The organism is Vibrio sp. Of14-4, from assembly GCF_022347625.1.
Taxonomy (GTDB): Bacteria; Pseudomonadota; Gammaproteobacteria; order Enterobacterales; family Vibrionaceae; genus Vibrio; species Vibrio pristinus.
In genome coordinates this window covers 167,247-184,356 of record NZ_JAKRGI010000005.1, presented here as the reverse complement: position 1 = coordinate 184,356, position 17,110 = coordinate 167,247, and the positions used below count along the sequence as shown (strand labels likewise).

The following is a 17,110-nucleotide window of genomic DNA, read 5'->3' as shown; positions in this document are numbered from 1 at the left end:
AAAAACTATAACGGTTCTTGACCGCTTCTTTCCTCATTAACCTCAGTTTCCAGTTTGAGTGTTTGAGTTGGGAAGGCAATATCGGCGCCATGTTGATGAATGATGTGCATGATTTGCAGCAGGACATCTTCTTTCACTTGGTGGTAGCGTACCCAATTCACCGTTTTGGTAAATGTGTACACCAGCATTTGAAGTGAAGATGGGCCAAAGGCATTGAAATTCACAATCAATGTTTGTTTGGTATCAATATCTGGATGATTCTGTAGCATAGACTTGATATCGTTAACGATGCTTTCTACTTTATGGCCATCACTATAGCGCACCCCGATGGTTTCTTTAATCCTTCGGTTAAGCATTCTTGAAGGGTTTTCTACCACGATATTGCTGAAAACAGAGTTGGGGATATACAGAGGTCGTTTTTCGAATGTTCGAATAATCGTCATTCTCCAACCAATACGTTCAACCGTGCCTTCTATTTGGCGATCGGGAGAACGAACCCAATCACCGACTTTAAAAGGACGGTCAAAGTAGATCATCATACCGCCAAAGAAATTCGAGAGTAAGTCTTTTGCGGCAAGACCGACAATCAAACCACCCACACCACCAAAGGTTAACAAGCCAGATAGGCTAAGCCCAAAAGCTTGCATTATGGTGAGAGCACCTATAATAACGAAGATAAGTCGTGAGACTTTAGCGATCGCATGAACTGTGGTTTCATCATGTGTTTTTTTCTGAAGAACAAAGCTCTCGACGTTATTAATAAAGCGTATTGTTATCCATGCCAGTATAGCGATAACAATGGGTAGTTTTAACGTACTGAGCCAACCAAGCTTGATGCCAAAGTGCTCTTGAATAAAAAAGTCGAGTGATATTGTTGCTGGCCAACACCATATAAGCGCACTAATGGGTGTTTTTAGCGCATTTAATGTCAAGTCATCCCAATCGAAGTTGGTTTTCTTCGATAGGTATTCTAGTCGATTGTATATAATTCTCCATGCTATCCAAGCAAGGAAGCTTGCTAGGGTAATAAACAAAAAGTTAGTGTTCCAACTTTGCAAAAATGTCATCATGGATTGTGTTAGAGGAGATGAAGGCTCCATAAGGTATTGGCTCTCATAGTTACAAACTCACACATTAGTATAAAGAGATGTTGTCCATCAAACTAGTTATGTTCTACGCAAAACCCTTTATAAATTGTACAATAACGAAGAAAGTTTACGTTTAGTAAGAGACGATAATACTGTATGTTGGTAAGCTGTAAGAAAATATACGATTACTTTTTACTATTGAAGTGTTCTGATAAGGCGGCGCGACGCCTTTTGGCGGCTCCCTCACCACTTTTCACTGTGTCTTCATAGCCAGATTTTATAAAGCGTTGAGTCGGGCTGCTTGGCGTTACACGCTTAAGCTGTGGTGATTTCGGCGTTCCTGCGACCTGATAAACAGTCTGTCCACTTCCCGTTGTTACCGTAATGAGTGTCCCATCATAACCAAAGTCTGTAGTGATAAGCCTTTCGTTACGAAAGACACCACGTTCACTGAATGTCAGTATCTCAGTGTCATACTCTGGAGTACCAATTTCAATCCATCTTCCATAGACGTGTTTAGGATGAATAAAGTCTTTGTAGCTAAAGTATAAGATAGCAGAGAAGGCAACACCGAGAGCGATAAGTAAGGTTATCCCAGAAAACTTGAGAAAAGCGTTTTTTGTCAAATTGGAGTCATCTGATTCCGACTCTTTGCTTTTCTTATTTAATGCCACATTAAACTGCTCTTTTTTGATGGTATCAAATGATAAGTATACCTTTAAACCAGAATCATTAGTGAAAAAATTATTTTAGCAACATCTGTGTATCCAGATAGAAAGAGTGCTCTCGCTTAAAATATAACGACTTTCACACAACCACACCCTGGTGAACGTCTCAGAATACAAGCCGAAAAAGATAAATACTTCTCACCAAATTACCATTAAAGCTGTAGAACCACATATCTTGCTGTTGCTATCAAAAGTATAAGGTGGTCAGTGAAGTGGATGTTAGTTTTTACAATTGATATAAATATCTACTACAATTAAAAGGCGAAGTTGTATTTGGTGAGGTGATATATGTCTGTTGTACCAAAGCACAAAGACCCGCACGCTCGTTATGATCCCAATCAGGAATTGACTACGGATCAATTGCATCGATTTGGTAAGGTTGCTAATGAAGCGCAAAAAAGACGAGAGTTAAGAGCGCAGAGAGGGACGTTGGCGTCAGCTGCTCGCACTGTGAAAGATAAAGCGATGAAGCCGGTGGTCGTGCCCAAAAAAGATAAACGGAATTCAGTTAGGTATGCCGCTTGGGTGCTGGTTGCTATGTCTGTGAGTTTATGGTTAATGTTTATGAGTCGTTAGGCCTTGCTGTCTTCAGAGGTGTTACCTTACCCAACCCAAGTTCTTCTTCACTATTTAGAGAATCACATTGATGTGGGTTGTAGTACCTGTATTGGTTCTTACCACTGTGTTTAGCTGAATACATAGCTTTATCTGCACAACGTGTCAGCTCTAACATTGAGTCTGCGTCTTCAGGAAACAAAGCCACACCAGCGCTTACAGTGAGTTTATTAATCCTTTCCGTACTTTGATAACTATCTTCAAACAGGTGACATATACGTTCCAAAATTCGGTTAAGGTCCTCAACGCTGTTTACACCATAAAGAAGGAGTACGAACTCATCACCAGCAAATCGAGCAATAGAGTAATCATTTCTTTGAGTTTTCCTGTCCTTGGTGCGGATATTGTTTTTTAGACGATTTGCAAAGTGCTGGAGAACACGATCGCCTATTTCATGACCGTAGGTATCATTGATCATTTTGAAGTTGTCTATGTCTAAAAAGACCATTGCCGTTAACGTATCATTGTCCCTTACTTGCTCGAGTTTGCCCAATGCCCAGCTTTCAAAGCTCCATCGATTGGCTAGCCCTGTGAGTTGATCACGGTACGCCAGATCTTCAATGCCCTCTTTGTAAAGGGACTGTATATAGCTTGTCACTTTTGCATAGAAATAGGCAGAGGTATTACACAGAACACCAAGTGCCAGTAAGCTAGTCAAGAATCGATCGATTGCAAACTGGCCGGATACCACGACCAAATCGGTAAACACACAGACGACAAAGATCAACAGGTAGGACGATACACTGATGATCAGGCCTGTCTTAAATTCGCACGCTAATATGACAGCAGCCAAGATCGGAAAAAGCCAGAGTAATCTGTCGGTGATATGTTCGCCGTAAAAAAGGAGCATTGCGGCTTGAAAAAGCAACACTCCGGACAATACGATGTCTGACACGTTAACTGAGGGGTTTAACCTCTGGTACAAAAGGTTACCAGCTAAAATTACTACGCAAAGACCATTAGTGATGCCGAATAAATAGCTTTGATTTGAAAGATGTAGGAGCCCGTAATAGGCCATGATTATTAAAGCTATCACAGAGCACAGGAATACGATTTTACATTTTCTCGCAGAGCGCATATCTGCCATTTCTTCGAGATGTTGTCCTACAAAGTTTGTCATATGGTCCTTGCCTACGCAATTTACAGTCCGGCTCTTTAAGTCTAGAAGAAAAAACTGAATTTGGAGCAAGGTTTTATAAATAAATTAATATTTTTCAATATTATATATTAACAATGTTGCATATAGTGAGTGTTGCTATGACTAAAATACAGGTCGAAAGTACAGCTAAGACTATGTATTTGTGTGTCAAATAGCTAAGCAGTCACTCTAATTCATGATGTACTATTTTTCGTATGGTTTGCTAGAGTGGCATCCAAGTGTGTTTTGATATAATCAAACGTTCTATAAAGCTTAACATTGATAGTTTGAATTCATTAACTGAATTCCTGGCGTAGCCAGTTACGCAGCAACAGAACGTTCTCATTCTTAAGTTTTTCTGGCGGGCATGCGAAGTAGAAATCTTGGTGAGGGTTACGAATAGGCGAACCAACTTCAATAAGAGAACCTTGACCCACTTCGTCTCGAATAAAATGCCGATGTGAGACAAAAATGCCGAGTTTACGGATTGTTGCTTGAACAGCCTGAATTGAGGCGCTGAACTTAAGGTTTTGTGTGTAGGCGGGCTCTGGGAGTTGATAACTTTTACACCATATTTTCCAGTCATCTTTTCGCCTATCATTGGTAACTATAATTGCTGGGTGCTGCTTTAGGATAGATTCTGGCGTAGTATGAATATCAATTAGCTCGGGGCTGGCTGTCAGAACGAGTTCATCTGTCGCTAACAACTCACAATAATAATCAGACCAGTCATGGGTATTACCATGGATAATAGCCACATCTATGCCTTCGGATTCCATTTTGAAGTGTCCTGTGAGACTTGAAATTCGAATGTCAATGTTTGGGGCAAATTGGTTAAATCGGTCAACATGAGGTATCCACCAATGCATGACCAGAGAATTGACCATGTTGAGGGTTATTCGTTGACTGTGTTGTTGTTCAATAAGTTTTTCAGTTGCCGATACTATTTGTTCCAGTGCAGGTGCGACTTGCTTGTAGTAGTGCCGTCCAGTTGAATTTAGTGAAACACTCCTTCCCTGACGGATAAACAGTTTCTGCCCGAGCTGTGATTCAAGATTTTTTATTGATTGACTGATCGCTGAATGACTAACGCTAAGGAGTTGGGCTGCATCAGTCATGCTACCAGTTTCTGCCACTGCAACAAAAGCATACACTGACTTTAACGGTATAGGTCTTTTCATATGTAAGTTTCTCTTACAAATACTGTAAATATAACTCGCTTTTTATCTGACTGACAAGGGCATAAACTTGGGCCGTGATAGAGGAGGATTTATGGTAAATCGTTGGTATTCGATATTATTTATGATCGCGTCTACGTTCAGTTTGTCGTTAACAGGACTGGTTTCCAAATTTTTAACCGATCACTTTGAGGTGAGCTTGTTAAGCTTCCTGCGATTTATTGTTCCAGCAATGATGTTGGTTCTTGTGTTCGTTGGGCGAGAAACTAGGTGGCCCAGTTCTAATGAGCAGTTATCTCTTTGGATAAGGGCTTTGTGTTTGGGTTTAAGCCAAGTGTGTTTTATATTTTCACTCCAACACTTAACCTTGATGGAAAGCGTTGTACTTTTCGCTACAGGGCCTTTGTTTATCCCAGTATTAGAAAATCTTATATTTTCAACCCCAATTAAAGTTGTAAATACAATAGGTCTAGTGGTGACATTTGTTGGGGTAACCATGTTATCGAGCGATGAAAGCCAGATTAGTGTGAGGCTTGAGCTGATTGTTGGTTTGTGTGCAGGGCTATTTAATGCAGGGTCTCAATTAAGTTTGTATAAGATCAGTCAAAGCCGTTTAAACGCGTTTGAGATAAACTTTTGGAGTTTTCTTTATGCAGCGGTTGTGGTTGTCCCCATACTCACGTTCAGTTTCATCGATAATCGCACTATGTATCAGCCCCTAGACGATGGGCCATGGCTTGTTGTCATTGCGCTTAGTTTATTAGGTTTGATGGTCATTAATACGCAAGTGTTTCGTTCGAAGGCATACCAGCTTGCCAGCTCTGGTTCAGAGTTAGCACCAGTTATTTATACCAATTTGGTCTTTACTGCGGTTTGGCAGTGTTTGTTCTTCCAAAAGACATACAGTCATGTTCAATTGTATGGCCTTATCTTAATTATATTGACCAATGCAGTTTGCGCTGCTTGCTCTTACCTAGGTGACAAGAATTATTCCCGCCATACAAGCTAGCCAGAAAGGAATTTATAGCTTATCTCTAGCTTTAACCGTTATTTTGAACCCTTTGCACGTCTTATGATAGGCCTAAACATTGCGATGACGCTATTAGCTTGTGGGAATGGGTACATAAACACAAATAATACTTCTATCATTATTAATGGAAACTTACTCAAGTTCATGTAGGTTTTAAGTAGGGACATAGATATCGAACTCTATAGTCGTACACAGAAATCAAGGAATAATAGAGTGACGTGATAATTTGAGAGGATGTACCGTTTTCCAGTGCTGGGGCTCGTGCTGGTTTTATGTGAGGGGCGAATGAGAGAACGCTTGGGCAGTCGATGGGCGGCTATACTAGTGGCACTACTTCTATGTGTTATTGGAGTAGGGTTGGTAGAGTTTATCGATCGTAGCCAGAAGACCTTCATGCACAACAGTATGTTGGTCCGAGCGAAAGAAGAACTATCTATTATCCGTTCAGAGTTAGAAATTGCTATTTTTAACGACATTTTTGTTGCAAACGGTTTGTCAGCTCTGATTGCTGCTAATCCAAACTTTGAATTTTCAGGATGGGGCTTGTTTGCATCCAGCGTTATGCGCAAAGCACATCATGTTGAACTTATTACATTAGCACCAGATGACGTAGTCAAGTACGTCTATCCATATGAAGGTAATGAAGCCTTACTTGCTCTTGATTATCGAACTCTCCCTGAACAATGGAGGACGGTTAACAAGGCAAGAGATATTCATGAAATATTAATTGCAGGCCCGCTTAATTCGATCCAAGGTGGGCGGGTGTTAATTGCTCAAGTCCCGATTTTTTCAGACCCTATATACCATCGTGACTATTGGGGTGTATGTAGTTTAGTCATTTCTCTCGAGTCACTGTTTGAAGATGTAGGGGTAAAGTCTTACACCGAGAAATATTATCTTGCAATGCGAGGTGTAGATAGCTCGGGAGAAGAAGGCGATATCTTTTATGGTACGCAGAGTACCTTTGATCGCGCTTTCGCTGTAGAGTCGGTTAAGTTTCCATACGGGACTTGGACTATCGCGGCCGCAACAAAAAGTGATTTGCTTGAATACAGTGATTGGTACCGAATTCATGCAGTAAGACTCCTTGGCTACCCGCTTATTGTTTTACTCCTTTTGGCTTATGGCACAATCTACTACCTCTATCATGCTGCGAATAAACGAGCTCTACATGACTCATTGACATCTCTGCCTAATCGTCGCTACTTCATGTACACCTTAGAGCGACATTTTGCCCTTGTAGCGGGTTCAGGAAAAAGGGAGTCTTTTGCTATTCTCAATGTTGATTTAGATAAATTTAAGTGGATCAATGATACGTTCGGTCATGCTGCTGGAGATAAGGTGCTTGTCGAGGTAGCGAGAAGGATTAAGAGTGCGTTGAGGTCTTCAGATCTTGTCGCAAGGGTCGGAGGCGATGAGTTCCTAATACTTTTAACTCGAATTAAACGAAAAGAAGACGTTGAGGCCATTAACAACGAGTTACAAAAATCCATTTGCGATAAGCCAGTCATTTATGAAAAAAATGACATCAGTGTTTATGTTAGTGTTGGCCTAGCAATCTATGGCGATCGATATAAAGAAGTAGATGAGATGCTCAAAGCGGCTGATGACAGTATGTATGATGAAAAGCGGCGGGAAGATTAAAGTTGAGTGTATTTGACTATCTCTGAAAGCTAGTTAGTGAATATGATCAAGGCACAGGGAATAAGATTTAGTGGGGGAGAATGCAAGAGTTAACACAATGGCTAAGTGAATATGGGCAAAATCATCGACACCCAATAAACCAGAAGATTAATAAAGTGTCGATACCTGGCACTTTCTTATCTTTAGTAGGCTTGATATGGAGCATACCGTCATTGTCGCTTTCGGGCCTAACACTAAACTGGGTATGGGTAGCAGCTATACCTCTAGCTATTTTTTACTTCAAGCTTTCCCTTAGTGTGTCTTTGATGATGTTAGGCTTTTTCCTAGCTTGTGTGTCGCTAGTCTGGTCTCTTGACATTCTTGAATTACCAGTATTTCTTGTATCTATCCTTGTATTGACTTTATCCGGAATTATACAGTTCGTTGGTTATGAGATTGAAGGTAAACGGCCCTCGCTCAGAGAATACATTGGGTTTATTTTAATTGGCCCCATATGGGTATTTCGTCACAAATAACTCATCTTGAATCACTCTGGTCGCTGCCTTCAATAGAAGATAGGTGAATCACAGTACTTATTGCAAATTAGAAACCTCTTCCTTTGCATTTTGCAATGGAATATTCATAATGCAAGTCTCTTATGCGTATTGTTGGTATACAATTGACCATAATGCATACAAAAACAGGCTTTAAATTACTTTTAAATGTTGGCACGCCTTGTGCATATATGTAGGTGACCCTTATTAAGCCGAGGGTCACCTAGCCAACTGACGTTGTTAGTGAATACATATTGTTCACACTTTATATAGCCAATCACAATCATTGTGGTTGGCTTTTTTTATGTATGCTTTATAAGCATGAGTTAACTATCCAAGTCATAACAACTAGGCTTCCTAGGACATACAGCACCACGAGAGCAAATGACTCGCGCGTCTGCCTGTATTCCACGTTCAACCCAGTTGATATTTAAGATCTTTGCTACCGTAGTGAACTCTTTGCGAATGTTATTTGGGATGGATGAGGTGCCACCACCATCGACACATAATGATTTCAGAGATTCTGCTATTGCTCGAGAGTCTCCTCCTTGGGCATCGATTGCTGGATTCAGATCGATACCAGCGCAGAGCACTCTGTTGTTTCCTGCCGGATCCGCTATGTTAACTGATTCACAGCAATAAATTCTGGGTTCTCCATTGACATCCAATATAGATATCTGAGCAGAACTCGAATGCTGGGGTTGCGATAATCGACGAAAGACAGCCCAATGTTGACAGGGGTCGTTGACCTGACGCATATTTCCCCAAGGTAGTGGAATTCCGTTTCCTCGATACACGGCTTTGAGTTTGTGTTGGCCGTATGCATCAAAATAGTGCCAGTGAGGATATGGAGAAACCACCGTCATGCGCCTCATAGCCACTGAAGGTGATACTCCGGCCTTAATATGAGTATTTATTTCATAACCATTACGATCGAGTAATTGACGAAAAGGCACTTTTGGACAAAGTAAGGCGCCTGCGAAGAAGCTTGATTCAAAATCGCGCCACGCTTGTAAAATGTCCTTTGATTTAAGGTATGAGGACGAATTTGATTGGTCATTTTCTTCCCAGCTAGTTGATTGACCAACAGATAGTACACTTTTTAGACTGGATTTATTATGTAAAACACTATGACCAATATAAACAGCTAAGTCATATTTTAGGCGAGTTGGGTACTGCTTTAAAATATCATTTAAGTAGATAGTGTTGGGAGGTTCGAAGAAAGACGTTACAATTTGGGTTGTACTTACCCCTAACTCATCAATGATGTCCTTTGGTGGACGAGATACCCATTGTACGCTGAGGCCCATTCGAAGAGCAATATCCATCAAATCCTGCTTTGATAAGTTGAGTCGCTTTAGGCCTACTTCTTCAGCTGCTCGTTCAAGATCTGGGAAATGATTTTGGTTACTTTCTTGGTGCGCTCGGATGAGAAGGTGTGCAAATTGTCGTCCTGAGATCCCTGTTTGAGATAACATTTCTGGAATTGCAATCTGTAATATTTCGTTGGAAAAAAGAAAACTAGGCTCTAGCGCCATGCCATGAATACCACCTCTATTCCCTTTCTCTGGTGTGATATCAACTTTTTCTGGCTCGTCGTCTAAAAACCATGAAGGCTCTTTTTGAAATACATCAGCAATCACTTCTAACATGTCGCTACTTGGTACTCGTTTGCCTCGTTCAATCATTGAGAGGTAAGAAACAGATGGAGCAGATTCCGGGTTGATTCTAATACAGCGAGCAGAGAGATCTTCCATTGTTAAGTGGTTTCTTTTTCTAAGATTTCTTATTTTGGTACCCAAAAAATGAGATTGACGGATTAGGCTTTTTGGCAACATTTTGTAAAATTCACACTGTAAAATTTTTGTTGTGAAATTGTAGTAAAAAACAAACTAGTATACCAAGTAAGCAAAGTCACAAATCGACATGTTGCGATGTACAAGTCCTAAATACTTGTTTTAGCGACGTAAATAGGAAAATTTTTTGAGGGAAGACAATATGAACATGCTTACATTCGACAAAATGAAAAATCACACAAAGCATGAAAACTTCATAGCGGAAGCTGTTTTTGAAGTGGAAAGCGCGAATATAGACAAGGGCGTAGAGAAGCAAGTGAAAGCCAAGCAGCTGCTTGATCGTCTTTTTCCTCTAGAGCATGGTTCTCATAACAAGGTGACTGCTTATCTAATCGATTACCGTCATGTGGTGGCTTATTTCAGGGACGGAAGCCACAGTGGTCTAAAATACCCCAAACACTTTGTTGCTTACTGTGGTCATAAAGAAAACCCAGAATCGATTCTCTTTCGAGACGGTAAAGGTAGCCATGTAGAGCTAACATTGGGAACTAAGAAAGGAACAGGTTGTGTTGAACTGGTAGCTATTGATGATATCCAGCTAGAAACGTGTACTTTGTTCCCTCATGAGACACATGAAATGTCCGCTATACGTCATTGGATTAGCCTAATTAAGGCCGATGGACAAGGCAAGCCTCGTGCGTATTCTGAGGCCAAAGAATATACATCGAAATCTGGTGAAGATTATGACTTACTATGTTGCTATAAGTTAAACAAATAAAGATATTTAAAGTTTAATCTATTAATAAAGGCTTCTTGTAAAGGAGCCTTTATTGTATATGAGGTACTGTAAAATGATGAAACAAATATATAAATTGTTATATTATATCAATTGATTATGGAGATGTTCTGCTGTTAAAAAAATATTACACAGAAATGTAATTAGTCTATATATAATTGTTTTTTCGATGTCTTAACGTATCAGAATCAAATATCAATCATTTTACTGATATTTTGGTGTCTTATTTTGTTTCCATGAAATGATTTGTAATTTCATTTTTCAGTTGCTTGATTAGTTTGTCGTCAACCATGTTATTGGAGCAAACACACGCAAAGATACTTCCTATTTAGTCGTTGGGGAGAACAACTCTATACCAATAACAGGAAAGTAAAATGAAACAACATCAGACACTTTGGCTAATCGCCGCTGGATTGGGAGTTAGCCTACCAGCAACGGCCGCACAGATGATTACCGTTAAAAACGATGCATTACTGCAAGAGACTCTCAAAGCTCAGTCAACCAGTGTTGTGCCTATGGAGACTGGCTTTGCTGAAGTTAAGCGAGTGATTTTACCCAACGGAAAAGTAAAAGTCCGCTATCAGCAGACTTACATGGGCCTTCCAGTATTCAACACGTCTGTCGTCGCCACCCAGACCAAAACGAGTCAAAGCGAAGTACATGGCATAATGATGCAAGGGATCAGTGGTGATGTCGCGACACCATCTCCTACATTAGATGAAAAACAAGCGATCTTAGCTGCCAAGAATGCTTTTAAAAGAAAGTCTTTAGTCGAGTCGGATGCACCCATAGAAAATACTAAATCTGAGTTGATGGTTTGGCTGGATGAGTCAAACACGGCAAAAGTAGTCTACATGGTAGATTTCTTTGTTGCCGCTCAAGTTCCACAGCGTCCGTTTTACTTTATTGATGCTAACACAGGCGAAGTACTCAAGCATTGGCGTGGATTGAATCATGCACAGGCTACAGGGACGGGGCCTGGTGGGAACGAAAAAACGGGTCAATACAACTTTGGTTCTGACTATCCGGGCTTTGTAATAAGCAAATCTGGCAACACTTGTATCATGAATAATGATGCAGTTAAAACCGTGGATCTCAATGGTCGTACATCAGGTAGTACAGCCTATAGCTATTCATGTAATGATGACTCGAATTTTAACGACCATAAGTTTGTAAATGGCGCTTATTCACCGCTCAATGATGCTCACTACTTTGGTAAAGTTGTCTTTGATATGTACAAAGATTGGATGAATACGGCCCCGTTAACTTTCCAATTAACCATGCGAGTTCACTACGGCAATGGTTATGAGAATGCATTTTGGAATGGTACATCAATGACATTTGGAGATGGCAAAAATAGATTTTATCCTTTAGTAGACATAAATGTCAGTGCACACGAAGTGAGTCATGGATTTACGGAACAAAACTCTGGTTTGGTTTATGCGAATATGTCTGGCGGTATGAATGAAGCCTTCTCTGATATTGCTGGCGAGGCAGCAGAATATTATATGAAAGGCTCTGTTGATTGGATTGTGGGAGCTGATATCTTTAAGTCTCAAGGAGGGCTACGTTATTTTGATCAGCCTTCTAGAGACGGACGTTCAATAGATCATGCATCAGATTATTACAATGGTTTAAATGTTCATTACTCTAGCGGTGTCTTTAATCGTGCTTTCTACTTATTAGCAAATAAAGCTGGCTGGGATGTTCGTAAGGGTTTTGAAATCTTTACTCTTGCAAACCAAATGTATTGGACGGCAAATAGTACCTTTGACGAAGGTGGCTGTGGCGTAGCCAAGGCTGCATCTGATATGGGATATCCTGTGGCCGATGTAGAAGATGCATTTAATACAGTAGGTGTGAATGCATCTTGTGGGGCTACCCCTCCTCCAACTGACAACGTTTTAGTCAAGGGCACTCCTGTAACTAATTTGTCGGGTGCACGACTTTCTGAGACCTTCTATACCTTTAGTGTTGATTCGGCTTCAAATGCTGTTGTCTCTATGTCTGGTGGAAGTGGTGACGCCGACCTATATGTAAAAGCAGGGAGCAAACCGTCAACTAATAGTTTTGACTGCCGACCATACAAATACGGTAATAACGAGCAGTGCAGTGTTTCAGCAACACCAGGTATGATTTACCATGTTATGGTTCGTGCTTATAGCAGTTACTCTGGTGTGACGCTCAGATTAGACTAATAAGAGGGATGTAAATGAAGGGCTCCTTGTTCGGAGCCCTTCTTCATTATTGTTGTAATTTACTTTTTGCTTGCTCGACTTTTGAAAAGTCTAACCCTAGTTCTTCCACTGCATCTTTTATTAACTGTGGGTTTTGCATGACTTGACCCATTAAAACTTGCAGTTGATCTTGAGGCAGCCCAAGTTCTGCTATGCTGGACATCGCAGCGAGAGGGTTTTGTGTTAGTGTTTCGAACAGGTCGTTGATTTGCGCGTTACTAATGCCGTGTTTTTTTAGCAATTCAATTATCGGGTTCATGTTTCACCTATAGATTCGGTATAAAGATTGTAAAAGTGTACCATTCCCCTTAGTTTTGTTGAATGCCTAACTCTAGCTAAAAAAGCAAAGCCGAACACAACCAATACAGCAACAGTCACTGACTAAGCTACTGTATTAAAGAACAGTATTGTCTTTCCCGTTAAGCATTATTTGCTTTAAAGCTGTTTACTGCAGACGCAACACTCTCAGCTCCGCTATAGATCTCGTCCATGGTACGAGAGACTTCTTCTATACGCGTGCTTGTCTGCTCTGCTACACTGTTCACGTCATTCATTGCTTTTGTCACTTCTTGAGTTAGTGACATGTTCTTGTTGACCACTTGAGTAATTTCTTCCGTTGATTCAGAAGTTCTAGACGCCAGTTGCCTAACTTCGTCTGCTACCACGGCAAACCCCCGGCCTTGTTCACCAGCCCTAGCAGCCTCTATTGCAGCGTTTAAGGCGAGTAAGTTGGTTTGATCTGCTATGCCGCCTATGGTTTTGACAATTTCTGAAACATCATTGGATAGAGAGGCAAGCTCCTGAACTTGATTAATTGATTGATTCAGGTTGTGCATCATGGTCTGTGAAATATTTACGGTGTCTTCTAAAACTCTTTTCCCTTCTTGGGTAACTTGTGATGTTTCTACAGCAGTACTGTACGCAATATTTGCAGCATCTGATACTGCTAACTCTCGAGTCACATCATGCGTAATGTCAGAGGCAAATTTGACGACTTTATATACTTTACCTTTATCATCACACACTGGGCTATAAGATGCTTGGATCCAAATTTCTTCACCGTAATTTGTTTTGCGCAGGAATCGCCCCGAAAACGCTCGACCGTTCGATAAATCTTTCCAAAAGTGAGGATTCTGTTCATAAAAGTCGTCAAAGCAAAACATTTTGTGATGTTTTCCTTGGATTTGATCCAATGTATAGCCAAGAGCGCTCAGAAAGTTATCGTTAGCCTCTATGATTGTCCCGTCTGGGTGGAATTCTATAACGGCGAAATTTTGATGAAGAGCTTGAATGAGATCTCGTTGGGATCTGGCTTTAACCATCTTTTCAGTGACGTCGTTGGCAATTTTTATTACACTCTCGATGTGCCCACTCGCGTCTTTTATTGGAAAGTAGGTTGCCTCAATAATTACTAAATCGCCATTTTTGTTGTAGCGCTCAAACGTGCCTGACTTTGCCTTGCCTTTCGCTAGGTCATGCCAAAAACTGCGATATTCTTGTGTCTCGGTGTATTTGGAATCGCAAAATATTCTATGATGCTTCCCTTGGACTTGGTCGAGTTGGTAGCCCATAGCTTCAAGGAATAGTTTGCTAGCGGACTTTATATTTCCATTAGGATCAAAGCGAATAGTAACGAGAGAGTCATTCATTGAATCAACTATTTGTTGGTAGTCATCGCATTTTTCGCTGTTTGTTTGTCCGCTTTCAGCAAGCTTTTTGAAGGGCCACATAGCACCATTCTCCTTAATGATCTTTTTGTCACTAGTAAGTATGATTTGTGTTTAGAGTAAATCAAACTAGACGCATAAGATTTTTTGATTCTGTCTTGCTTTGTAGACCTGCTGGTGGATCTGCTGGGCTAGACGATTAATGCCCAGGTTCCATAGTTCCGTATCTTCAAAGTTGGCGCAGCTTAAGCGAATACATTGACGAAATTGCTTGCCAGTCGTAAAAACTTTTCCCGGTAAAATACTGATTCTATTTTTCCTGCATTCTTGATAGAGCTCAAAAGTGTCAACTGCTTTGGGCAGAGTCAACCAAATGAGAAATGACCCTTGAGGTTGGGATAGATGAAACCGTCCTCTTAAGTCATCGTATCTATTTAATGCCAAGCTAAGCAGATTACTAAACTGGCGAACATTGTATTGGTATACGCGACGCATCTTATTGACATGTTGACGGTATTTCCCTGTCGATAGAAAGTCTCCTACAGCGGACTGGATGAGATTTAAGCTCCCCATGTTATCGCTTATTAAATACTTTTCTATTTTTGAGTGATATTGACCCGCTATTATCCACCCAATACGAAGCCGAGAATCAAGCACCTTGGAGAGTGAATTGACGTAGATAACTCTATTTTGTTTATCCAAGGTTTTGAGAGGCATAATATTGTTGTCATAACCGAGCGCAGCAAAGACATCGTCTTCAATAATTGGTATCGTCTTTGATACTCTTAAGATCTCAAGACGCCGAGCCAGTGGCATTCTAGAGCCGGTCGGGTTAGAAAAATTTGGGGTTACAAGGATAGCTTTGATAGGCCAATCAGTGACGGCTCTCTCTAGGGCCTTTGGCTCCATTCCATGTTGAATACAGCTAGTGATCTCTACGACTTTTAATCCTAGTGACTCCAACAAAAGTAAATTTCCAAAATAACAGGGTGATTCAACGGCTACTATGTCGCCTGGTTTGGTTATCGCTCGAAGAGCCAAACTTATCGCTTGTTGTGCTCCGTGTGTTACAGCCAGCTGTTTTGGACTCGTTTCCACATTAAGTTCAAGGCTGATTTTTGTTAGTTGTTTAACTAGGGTTCTGTTTCCGGGGGGAAGTTGGTAATGACTGGGCATTTGGCTTTGCTTGCGGCTGTGGCGTCCTATTTCAGCATACAAACTCTTGATGGCAGAACTGTTTACGTTTGGATGTGCTGATCCTGTCGCAAGACACTCTTTTTGCTCAGGATATTGGAGGATTTCTTTCGAGGTAGACAAAAGATCAATGGGTCTAGGGCCCTGTTGCTCTAATGCGATTTTCATGGGCACCTTAACCCGATAACCAGATTTGGGAGTCGAGTATATTAATCCAGCGGCATCCATATCTTGATAAGCACGTATTACGGTATTTTTGCTTACGTTGAGGACCAAGCAAAGTCGGCGAATGGAAGGAAGTTTTTCTTCATGTTGGTACACACCACTACTTATTTTATCTTCGATGTATTGCTTAACCAGAAGAAACTTACAAATTTTACCCATGCCATCTGTACCCTAATAAACTTAAGAATCTGTATCTTTTCATTACAACTGAACCTCAATAAAGTAACTTCTTACTCAATGAAAAGCGATAGGAAATCAAATGTTAGTCAGATTTATTCCCACGGTGTTTGTCGTTCTTTGGGCCTCAGGGTTCGTGGGGGCTAAGATAGGTTTGCAATATGCTGAACCTGCAACATTACTAACGTTACGTATGTTGGCCAATCTTGGGGTATTTACTTTACTTGTTGTGATTATGCGTAGCACTATCCCCCAAGGTAAGATGTTCTGCCACAGCTTTATAGTAGGTATCTTAATTCATGGTTTTTATTTGGGTGGGACGTATATTGCAATTGATCTTGGTATGCCCTCAGGCCTCAGTGCTCTGTTAGTAGGTATACAGCCAATTCTAACAGCTATCATCTTTGTTACTTATACTCGTGAACATTTGAAACTATCGCAGTGGTTTGGATTAATATTGGGGTTTGTTGGTATTAGTTTAGTCTTGATGGGGAAAACTCAATGGCAGGATGGCTCACATAAATTTATTGCTGTTGGCTTGTGTTTAGTCTCCTTGCTTGGGATCACTTTAGGTACTCTATACCAGAAACGCTTTTGCAGCGGGGTGGATAAGATAGGAAGCGCGTTGATCCACTATTTTGCTGCGTTATGCCTATTTTTTCCTTATGCAATGAACTTTGAAACAATGTCTGTTAACTGGACGTTGGAATTTACTTTAACATTGTTTTGGTTGGTTATTGTGCTTTCGGTTGTTGCCATTATGCTGCTTCTTTTTATGGTTGAAAGAGGCGCATCAGAAAAAGTAGCATCGATATTTTATCTTGTTCCTCCAGTGACTGGTATTCAAGCTTGGCTGATATTCGGTGAATCTTTTGATCATACTGCAATAGTGGGCTTTATTTTATCAGCAACCGCTGTATTCCTGATTACTCGAACTAAAAACACAGACTGTCAAAAAATTTAAAATATTGATGTTAATATTATTAAATAATTTAGGCAGTTACAGGGTATTGATATTTTGTTGGTTATTTTTCTTTAGAACTCTGGTCGAGTGGACTAGATTT

Annotated in this window: 15 protein-coding genes; 7 read left to right on the top strand and 8 right to left on the bottom strand. The window is 40.6% G+C overall.

The genetic code is table 11. The annotated features are described in order from the left end of the window. Nucleotides 1-5: 5 nt before the first annotated feature. Both MHN79_RS07390 and MHN79_RS07385 read right to left on the bottom strand, forming a co-directional pair. Nucleotides 6-1,100 carry a mechanosensitive ion channel family protein gene (locus MHN79_RS07390; RefSeq protein WP_239172345.1) on the bottom strand — a complete coding sequence of 365 codons (1,095 nt, stop codon included), beginning with the start codon at nt 1,098-1,100 and terminating at the stop codon, nt 6-8. A 173-nt stretch (nt 1,101-1,273) separates the two neighbouring features. Further along, nucleotides 1,274-1,714, bottom strand: a complete 441-nt coding sequence (locus tag MHN79_RS07385) for a DUF2850 domain-containing protein (RefSeq protein ID WP_239172391.1) — start codon at nt 1,712-1,714, stop codon at nt 1,274-1,276. 390 nt (nt 1,715-2,104) lie between these two features. On the opposite strand from MHN79_RS07385, the gene MHN79_RS07380 reads away from it, so the two are divergent. Further along, entirely contained in the window at nt 2,105-2,392 is a 288-nt protein-coding gene (locus tag MHN79_RS07380) for a hypothetical protein (RefSeq protein WP_239172344.1), read from the top strand. Here the strand turns inward: MHN79_RS07380 and MHN79_RS07375 are convergent. After that, a complete protein-coding gene (locus tag MHN79_RS07375; protein WP_239172343.1) occupies nt 2,379-3,551 on the bottom strand; it encodes a GGDEF domain-containing protein in 1,173 nt (390 codons plus the stop codon). The two genes, MHN79_RS07380 and MHN79_RS07375, sit on opposite strands and share 14 nt — an antisense overlap. 314 nt (nt 3,552-3,865) lie before the next feature. Beyond that, nucleotides 3,866-4,750 carry a LysR substrate-binding domain-containing protein gene (locus MHN79_RS07370; protein WP_239172342.1) on the bottom strand — a complete coding sequence of 295 codons (885 nt, stop codon included), beginning with the start codon at nt 4,748-4,750 and terminating at the stop codon, nt 3,866-3,868. 91 nt (nt 4,751-4,841) lie between these two features. Between MHN79_RS07370 and MHN79_RS07365 the strand changes: the two genes are divergently transcribed. The 3 genes from MHN79_RS07365 (at nt 4,842) to MHN79_RS07355 (ending at nt 7,936) form a co-directional block, all read left to right on the top strand. Further along, nucleotides 4,842-5,756 carry a DMT family transporter gene (locus MHN79_RS07365; protein ID WP_239172341.1) on the top strand — a complete coding sequence of 305 codons (915 nt, stop codon included), beginning with the start codon at nt 4,842-4,844 and terminating at the stop codon, nt 5,754-5,756. 306 nt (nt 5,757-6,062) lie between these two features. Further along, nucleotides 6,063-7,421 carry a diguanylate cyclase gene (locus tag MHN79_RS07360; RefSeq protein ID WP_239172340.1) on the top strand — a complete coding sequence of 453 codons (1,359 nt, stop codon included), beginning with the start codon at nt 6,063-6,065 and terminating at the stop codon, nt 7,419-7,421. An 80-nt stretch (nt 7,422-7,501) separates the two neighbouring features. Continuing rightward, nucleotides 7,502-7,936 carry an Mpo1-like protein gene (locus MHN79_RS07355; RefSeq protein ID WP_239172339.1) on the top strand — a complete coding sequence of 145 codons (435 nt, stop codon included), beginning with the start codon at nt 7,502-7,504 and terminating at the stop codon, nt 7,934-7,936. A 344-nt stretch (nt 7,937-8,280) separates the two neighbouring features. Here MHN79_RS07355 and MHN79_RS07350 read toward each other — a convergent pair whose 3' ends face one another. Then, entirely contained in the window at nt 8,281-9,792 is a 1,512-nt protein-coding gene (locus MHN79_RS07350; RefSeq protein WP_239172338.1) for a DUF3612 domain-containing protein, read from the bottom strand. A gap of 160 nt (nt 9,793-9,952) precedes the next feature. Between MHN79_RS07350 and MHN79_RS07345 the strand changes: the two genes are divergently transcribed. Next, entirely contained in the window at nt 9,953-10,528 is a 576-nt protein-coding gene (locus MHN79_RS07345; protein ID WP_239172337.1) for a hypothetical protein, read from the top strand. A gap of 392 nt (nt 10,529-10,920) precedes the next feature. Beyond that, nucleotides 10,921-12,744, top strand: coding sequence for a M4 family metallopeptidase (locus tag MHN79_RS07340; RefSeq protein ID WP_239172336.1), 1,824 nt, complete (start codon nt 10,921-10,923; stop codon nt 12,742-12,744). Between the two features lie 46 nt (nt 12,745-12,790). On the opposite strand, the gene MHN79_RS07335 is transcribed toward MHN79_RS07340, so the two are convergent. The 3 genes from MHN79_RS07335 to MHN79_RS07325 form a co-directional block, all read right to left on the bottom strand. Further along, nucleotides 12,791-13,042: a DUF2999 family protein gene (locus MHN79_RS07335; RefSeq protein ID WP_239172335.1), complete on the bottom strand. Its 252-nt coding sequence runs from the start codon at nt 13,040-13,042 to the stop codon at nt 12,791-12,793. 160 nt (nt 13,043-13,202) lie between these two features. Further along, nucleotides 13,203-14,513 carry a methyl-accepting chemotaxis protein gene (locus tag MHN79_RS07330; RefSeq protein WP_239172334.1) on the bottom strand — a complete coding sequence of 437 codons (1,311 nt, stop codon included), beginning with the start codon at nt 14,511-14,513 and terminating at the stop codon, nt 13,203-13,205. 66 nt (nt 14,514-14,579) lie between these two features. Continuing rightward, nucleotides 14,580-16,028 (bottom strand): PLP-dependent aminotransferase family protein, encoded by a 1,449-nt coding sequence (locus MHN79_RS07325; protein ID WP_239172333.1) that lies wholly within the window; start codon nt 16,026-16,028, stop codon nt 14,580-14,582. A gap of 100 nt (nt 16,029-16,128) precedes the next feature. Between MHN79_RS07325 and MHN79_RS07320 the strand changes: the two genes are divergently transcribed. Next, the gene (locus tag MHN79_RS07320; protein ID WP_239172332.1) at nt 16,129-17,010 is read left to right on the top strand and encodes a DMT family transporter; all 882 of its coding nucleotides are present in this window, start codon (nt 16,129-16,131) and stop codon (nt 17,008-17,010) included. Nucleotides 17,011-17,110: the final 100 nt, after the last annotated feature.

Coding starts and splice junctions, on each gene's coding strand:
- MHN79_RS07390 (WP_239172345.1), bottom strand. CDS start 1,100: ATGGAGCCTTCATCTCCTCTAACACAATCCATGATGACATTTTTGCAA.
- MHN79_RS07380 (WP_239172344.1), top strand. CDS start 2,105: ATGTCTGTTGTACCAAAGCACAAAGACCCGCACGCTCGTTATGATCCC.
- MHN79_RS07375 (WP_239172343.1), bottom strand. CDS start 3,551: ATGACAAACTTTGTAGGACAACATCTCGAAGAAATGGCAGATATGCGC.
- MHN79_RS07370 (WP_239172342.1), bottom strand. CDS start 4,750: ATGAAAAGACCTATACCGTTAAAGTCAGTGTATGCTTTTGTTGCAGTG.
- MHN79_RS07365 (WP_239172341.1), top strand. CDS start 4,842: ATGGTAAATCGTTGGTATTCGATATTATTTATGATCGCGTCTACGTTC.
- MHN79_RS07360 (WP_239172340.1), top strand. CDS start 6,063: ATGAGAGAACGCTTGGGCAGTCGATGGGCGGCTATACTAGTGGCACTA.
- MHN79_RS07355 (WP_239172339.1), top strand. CDS start 7,502: ATGCAAGAGTTAACACAATGGCTAAGTGAATATGGGCAAAATCATCGA.
- MHN79_RS07350 (WP_239172338.1), bottom strand. CDS start 9,792: ATGTTGCCAAAAAGCCTAATCCGTCAATCTCATTTTTTGGGTACCAAA.
- MHN79_RS07345 (WP_239172337.1), top strand. CDS start 9,953: ATGAACATGCTTACATTCGACAAAATGAAAAATCACACAAAGCATGAA.
- MHN79_RS07340 (WP_239172336.1), top strand. CDS start 10,921: ATGAAACAACATCAGACACTTTGGCTAATCGCCGCTGGATTGGGAGTT.
- MHN79_RS07335 (WP_239172335.1), bottom strand. CDS start 13,042: ATGAACCCGATAATTGAATTGCTAAAAAAACACGGCATTAGTAACGCG.
- MHN79_RS07330 (WP_239172334.1), bottom strand. CDS start 14,513: ATGTGGCCCTTCAAAAAGCTTGCTGAAAGCGGACAAACAAACAGCGAA.
- MHN79_RS07325 (WP_239172333.1), bottom strand. CDS start 16,028: ATGGGTAAAATTTGTAAGTTTCTTCTGGTTAAGCAATACATCGAAGAT.
- MHN79_RS07320 (WP_239172332.1), top strand. CDS start 16,129: ATGTTAGTCAGATTTATTCCCACGGTGTTTGTCGTTCTTTGGGCCTCA.